This window comes from Mesorhizobium sp. M1E.F.Ca.ET.041.01.1.1 (assembly GCF_003997355.1).
Lineage (GTDB): Bacteria > Pseudomonadota > Alphaproteobacteria > Rhizobiales > Rhizobiaceae > Mesorhizobium.
Genome location: NZ_RZSL01000421.1, coordinates 1 through 5,494 on the forward strand (window position 1 = coordinate 1; position 5,494 = coordinate 5,494).

Below are 5,494 nucleotides of genomic sequence, written 5' to 3' on the forward strand. Positions count from 1 at the left end.
CTGCGCCACCAACTGCTGATACCGCGAGGCCGGTATCGGGCCATGCCCCGCCGCAGCTTCCCTTTGGGCGACGCGGCTGATACGGGCGGCCTGCCTGTGAAGGTCGCGCGCCTCGGCCGGCTCGATCTTGTCCGTCTGCCTCGCGGCCGTGATGCCCTGATCCAGGCTCTGCGCCTGGTCGATCAGGCCTGCGGTGCGCGGGGTGTAGAAGCCGGCCGATGCGGCATAGGCGCCGGCAAACGGAACGGCGGCGACAAGTGCGGCAAGTGCCGCAGTCCTAGGTAGCTTGAAAGAGCGCATGGTTGCGTCTCCTTGTTGCTGAGGAAGGCGGCGCCGGAAACGACCTGCCTTCCGGCCTGGGCCGTCAGGTTCCGTCGCGTCGCGATGTGGGAGGCACCGCCGGCGGTCCTCGGCCCTATATGGAAACTTAGGAGCGGCACCTACCAAAGTGGAATTAAAAAACGGTAATCTTTTGCGGCCTTGTCGCGCGCGCACTCTGCCCTAAAAGCCGCGTTTTGGCTGCAAACTTCTCGCTCGAACAGGGCTCCAGCGACCGCTCAGCGCTCGGTGAGCTTCAGTTCGATACGGCGGTTCTTGCTGCGCGCCTCATCCGTATCTGCCGGATCGAGCGGCTGGAACTCGCCGAAGCCGGCGGCGACCAGCCGGTTGGCCGGCACGCCGTTCTCTATCAAAAACTTCACCACCGAGGTCGCGCGCGCCGTCGAAAGTTCCCAGTTGTCGCGATAGCGTCCGGTGCCGGACAGCGGCTTGTTGTCGGTGTGGCCGTCGACGCGCAGCACCCAGCTGATCTCCGGCGGGATTTCCTTCTGCAATTCGATGATGGCGTCGGCGAGCTTCTTCATCTCGACCTTGCCGGCATCGTTGATCACCTCGGAACCGGTCGGAAACAGCACCTCCGACTGGAAGACGAAGCGGTCGCCGACGATGCGGATGTTCTCGCGGTCGGCGAGGATCTCGCGCAGCCGGCCGAAGAAATCGGAGCGGTAGCGGTTGAGCTCCTGGACGCGCTGCGCAAGCGCTACGTTCAGGCGGCGGCCGAGGTCGGCGATCTTGGTGTTGGAGTCGCGATCGCGCTGCTCGGAGACGTTGAGCGCGTCCTCGAGCGCGCCGATCTGCTTGCGCAGCGCCGCGATCTGCTGGTTGAGGATCTCGACCTGGCTCAGCGCCTGCTGGCTGATCTGCCGCTGGTTGCTGAGCTCGCCGGACAGCGCTTCGGCGCGCTTGTTGGCCGCATCGCCGGCGCCGGCGCCTTGGTCAAGCAATTGCTGCAGACGGCTCTTTTCCGCTTCCGCCGCCGACAGCGAAGCCTGCAGGTTGGCGAGCGTATCCTCCTTGTCCTGGCTGTTCGAGCGCTCCAGCGCGAGCAACTGGGTCAGTTCGTTGATCTGCGAGTTGAGGCGGTTGAGCACCGTGTCCTTGCCGGAAATTTCGCGGCTGAGCAGGAACTGCGCCAGCACGAAGACGGTGAGCAGGAACATGATCGCCAAAAGCAGCGTCGACAGCGCGTCGACGAAGCCCGGCCAGTAGTCGATGCGGCGGTCGGCGCGCCGTCTTGCCAGCGCCACGTCAGTGGACCCCTTGCTTCTTCAGCGCGTCGGCGATCTTTTCCAGGGTGTTGCGCATGGCCTTCTGCTCGTCGGACTGCGCCTCGACCCAGTCGCGCATGATCTGCTGCTCGGAGCGCATGTTCTTGACCAGGCCGGAGATGCCGTCGGCGAGGTTGGCCATGGCGGTGGCGACGCGCGGATTGGAGCCGCCGCCATTCTCCTGCAGGCTGCGCAGCCGCTCCGACAGCAGGCGGATCTCCTCCGACGGTTCGGCGCGGGCCGAATCCGAGACGACGATGTCGGACGACAGGTCGGTGACCGAGGACAGCCAGTTCTCGAGTTCGGTGTAGAAGCGGGTCTGGGCGCGGCCGGCCTGCAGATCGAGGAAGCCGAGCACCAGCGAGCCGGAGAGACCGAACAGAGAGGACGAGAAGGCCGTGCCCATGCCGGCGAGCGGCGCCGAAAGGCCCTGCTTCAGCGCCTCGAGCACGGCTGCGGCGTCACCGCTGCCGGGATCGAGCGCCTCGATGGTCTCGCGGATCGAGGCGATGGTGTTGAGCAGGCCCCAGAAGGTGCCGAGCAAGCCGAGGAAGATCAGGAGGCCGACGAGATAGCGCGAGGTGTCGCGGCTCTCATCGAGGCGGGTGGCGATGGAATCGAGCATGGTGCGCATCGACGAGGTCGAGAACGCGATCGTCGACGAGCGGCCGATCATCGCCTTCATCGGCGCCAGCAGCACCGGCTCGGTGGTCTCGGAGCCGGCACGGAAGGAATTGACCCAACGCACCTCGCGGAACAGCCGGCCGACCTGAACGAAGGCGAGCAGGATGCCGACCGCGAGCACGCCGATGATCAGCCCGTTGAGGCCGGGATTGCTGTCGAAGGCTCTCGAGATCTGGCGGGTGAGGATGGCGGCGATGAAAGCGACGATGACCAGGAAGATCACCATGGTGAGCAGGAAGACCTGCGGGCTCGACAGCTTGTGCGGATCGTAGACCAGGACATCCGAGCGCCTGCCGAAGGATCTGAGAAAAGCCATCCGTGCCCCGTTTCCGATGCCACCGCCGCGAATTTGTCGCAACTCTAAACGGAATTGTGACCAAATTGAATGGCGCTTGGCAATATCGCCGCAGCCTAAAGCGCGTCGCGCCGAAAGGTATTCGGGCGACGCGCTTTAAATCTTTGTTTGATGCATGTCGTTCTCCCAAAACCGCTGCGCACTTTTGGGCGACATGCATTGGCGCTCAGAACCGGCTGATCACCAGGCAGTCGACCATGGCGGCCAGATGCAGCCCGGCGCCGGTGACGACGAAACCGTGCCAGACGGCATTGTGGAAGCGCAGGCCTTTCCAGGCGAAGAAGATGACACCCAAGGAATAGACGATGCCGCCGGCGACGAGCAGCACTATCGAAGCTGTCGGCAGGGTCTCGACCAGCGGTCCGGCCAGTGCGATGCCGCTCCAGCCGATGGCGAGGTAGAAGACGATCGCCAGGCGGTCGTAGCGCCCGGGCAGGAACATCTTGATTGCGATCCCCATCACTGCCGCCGTCCAAACGACGATGATCATGGGCACGGTCAGCGGCGAGCCGTGGAGTTGGGCGAGGAAAGGCGTATAGGTGGCGGCGATCAGAAGATAGATCGCAGCGTGGTCGAAGCGGCGCAATATCCATTTCGCCGGCCACGATATCGGCCACAGATTGTAGGCCAGCGACACCGACAGCACGGTGAGCAGCGACACGACGTAGAAGACCGCGGCGACATATTCACCGGGACCGGAATGGAAGGCGGCTAAAGCCAGGAAGGCCGAGCCGGCCGCGATCGCCAGCACGATGCCGACGGCATGGACAATGCCGTCGGCGATCATCTCGGCGCGCGAGTAATGCCAGCGACCCACGAAGGGGATTTCAATCTGGGTCCCGATTTTGATCTGGGAGTCTGGCCGCGCGTCGCTCATGAATGATCCTGCAAGCCCCCTATCTGGGCAGTCGCGGACCAGTATTTCAAGCTTCGGTTGCGGTTTTGCGACTACAGCCGCGCGGCCTTTCGACGCGCAAAGGGGCGCTTCAACGCGCCGTGCCCGTCGACACGAATTGCCTGTCAGCGGGATGCGAGCGGCTTCTTCACGGTCTTGAGCAGCGCGCGCTGGATGACCTCGTTGCCGGCGACGACAGAGCCGCGCTCCATCATATCCTGTCCGCCTTCGAAGTCGGAGACGAAGCCGCCCGCCTCTCGGATCAGGAGCAGGCCGGCGGCGATATCCCAGGCGGATAGGCCCACTTCCCAGAACCCGTCCATGCGGCCGGCGGCGACGTAGGCGAGATCGAGGGAGGCGGAGCCGAGGCGGCGAACGCCGGAGACCTCGGCCATGACATTGCGCAATTCGATCAGGAAATTGCCGTGCTGGCCGCGCCCGAGATGCGGCACGCCGCAGCCGATTACGGCATCGGTAAGCTTGGCGCGGCCGGCGACCCGCAGCCGGCGGTCGTTCATGAACGCGCCGCCGCCGCGCTCGGCGGTGTAGAGCTCGTCCATCGCCGGATTGTAGACGACGCCGGCGACGATCTGCCCCTGGCGCTCGAGTGCGATCGATACCGCGAAGAGCGGGATGCCGTGCAGGAAGTTGGTGGTGCCGTCGAGCGGGTCGACGATCCAGCGATGCTGGTCATCCTCGCCCGCGACGGCGCCGCGCTCCTCCATCAGGAAGGCGTAGCCGGGGCGGGCCTTGGACAGTTCGGCAAAGACGATTTCCTCCGCCTTGCGGTCGGCCTGGCTGACATAGTCGCCCGGTCCCTTCATCGAGACCTGCAGGTTCTGCACCTCGCCGAAATCGCGCGACAGCGAGCGGCCGGCCTTCATCGCGGCCTGGACCATGACATTGAGGATCGCGGAGCGTGCCATTTCTTTTTCTTCCTGTTGCTGGCCGTCTACTCGGCGCGCCGCACGTAAGTGATCTCGTTGGTGTCGACGATGATGCGCTCGCCGGCCGAGATGAAGGGCGGCACCAGCACGCGGACGCCGTTTTCCAGCACCGCCGGCTTGTAGGAGGAGGCCGCCGTCTGACCCTTCACCACCGGATCGGCCTCGGTGATGGTCAGCGTCACCTGATCGGGCAGCGAAATGCCGATCGGCCGTTCCTCATAGAGCTGCACCGTCACCATCATGCCGTCCTGAAGGAAAGCGGCGCGTTCGCCGACAAAATCCTTCGGCAGTTCGAGCTGCTCGTAGCTTTCGGTATCCATGAACACCAGCGCGTCGCCCTGCTCGTAGAGGAAGGAGAAGTCCTTCAGATCGAGCCGGATCTGCTCGACGGTCTCGGCCGAGCGGAAGCGCTCGTTGAGCTTGGTGCCGTTGATCAGGTTCTTCAGCTCGACCTGGTTGTAGGCGCCGCCCTTGCCGGGCTTGACGGTGTTGGTCTTGACGGCCACCCACAGGCCGCCATCGTGCTCGATGACATAGCCGGGACGGATTTCGCTGCCACTGATCTTGGCCATGATGAACTGATCCGGAATGAGATTTTTCCGCGCAGATCGCGCTTTGGCGCCTCCAAGACCACAAATTGTCCGGAGAGGCAAGGGAGGGTGGCGGCCACGGAGCCGGCCGCCGCGGCGAGGCGCGCTCAGGGCAGCCGGTTCGCCTTCTGCAACGCCTGCTTTGTCTGGCCGTCGTCGAGGCCTTGCAGGAAATCGTCCATCTCAGGGTCGATCAGCCCGGCGCGGCGGGCGACGATGTACCAGGCGCCGGCCAGGATCAGGTCCGGGTCGGTGCCGATGCCGCCCATATAGAGCTTGGCGAGGCGGTTCTGTGCGGCGACATTGCCGCCTTCGGCCGCGCGCCTCATCCAGGCAAAGCCCGACTTCAGGGCGCGCCCGCCGCCGCGCCCCTCGATCATCCAGGCGGCGAGATCAAGTTGCGCGGTGTCGTAGTT

General features: G+C 64.7%; 6 protein-coding genes and 1 pseudogene. All 7 read right to left on the bottom strand.

What is annotated here, in order from left to right; all coding sequences use genetic code 11:
* Positions 1 to 300: hypothetical protein (locus tag EOA38_RS26555; RefSeq protein ID WP_127300623.1), on the bottom strand; the 300-nt coding region annotated here is incomplete at its 3' end.
* 257 nt (positions 301 to 557) lie between these two features.
* The gene (locus EOA38_RS26560; protein WP_126091427.1) at positions 558 to 1,586 is read right to left on the bottom strand and encodes a peptidoglycan -binding protein; all 1,029 of its coding nucleotides are present in this window, start codon (positions 1,584 to 1,586) and stop codon (positions 558 to 560) included.
* 1 nt (position 1,587) lies between these two features.
* Positions 1,588 to 2,607: a MotA/TolQ/ExbB proton channel family protein gene (locus tag EOA38_RS26565; protein WP_127300624.1), complete on the bottom strand. Its 1,020-nt coding sequence runs from the start codon at positions 2,605 to 2,607 to the stop codon at positions 1,588 to 1,590.
* 205 nt (positions 2,608 to 2,812) lie between these two features.
* The gene (locus EOA38_RS26570; RefSeq protein WP_127300625.1) at positions 2,813 to 3,523 is read right to left on the bottom strand and encodes a hemolysin III family protein; all 711 of its coding nucleotides are present in this window, start codon (positions 3,521 to 3,523) and stop codon (positions 2,813 to 2,815) included.
* Positions 3,524 to 3,666: 143 nt separating this feature from the next.
* Positions 3,667 to 4,467: an inositol monophosphatase family protein gene (locus EOA38_RS26575; RefSeq protein ID WP_127300626.1), complete on the bottom strand. Its 801-nt coding sequence runs from the start codon at positions 4,465 to 4,467 to the stop codon at positions 3,667 to 3,669.
* A gap of 26 nt (positions 4,468 to 4,493) precedes the next feature.
* Positions 4,494 to 5,060: an elongation factor P gene (efp, locus tag EOA38_RS26580; protein WP_127300627.1), complete on the bottom strand. Its 567-nt coding sequence runs from the start codon at positions 5,058 to 5,060 to the stop codon at positions 4,494 to 4,496.
* Between the two features lie 125 nt (positions 5,061 to 5,185).
* Positions 5,186 to 5,494, bottom strand: a pseudogene (locus EOA38_RS26585) (SEL1-like repeat protein); the annotation flags it as partial.

Bases quoted from the DNA above. Each gene is read 5' to 3' on its own strand.
- EOA38_RS26565 (WP_127300624.1), bottom strand. From the start codon at position 2,607: ATGGCTTTTCTCAGATCCTTCGGCAGGCGCTCGGATGTCCTGGTCTAC.
- EOA38_RS26570 (WP_127300625.1), bottom strand. From the start codon at position 3,523: ATGAGCGACGCGCGGCCAGACTCCCAGATCAAAATCGGGACCCAGATT.
- EOA38_RS26575 (WP_127300626.1), bottom strand. From the start codon at position 4,467: ATGGCACGCTCCGCGATCCTCAATGTCATGGTCCAGGCCGCGATGAAG.
- efp (WP_127300627.1), bottom strand. From the start codon at position 5,060: ATGGCCAAGATCAGTGGCAGCGAAATCCGTCCCGGCTATGTCATCGAG.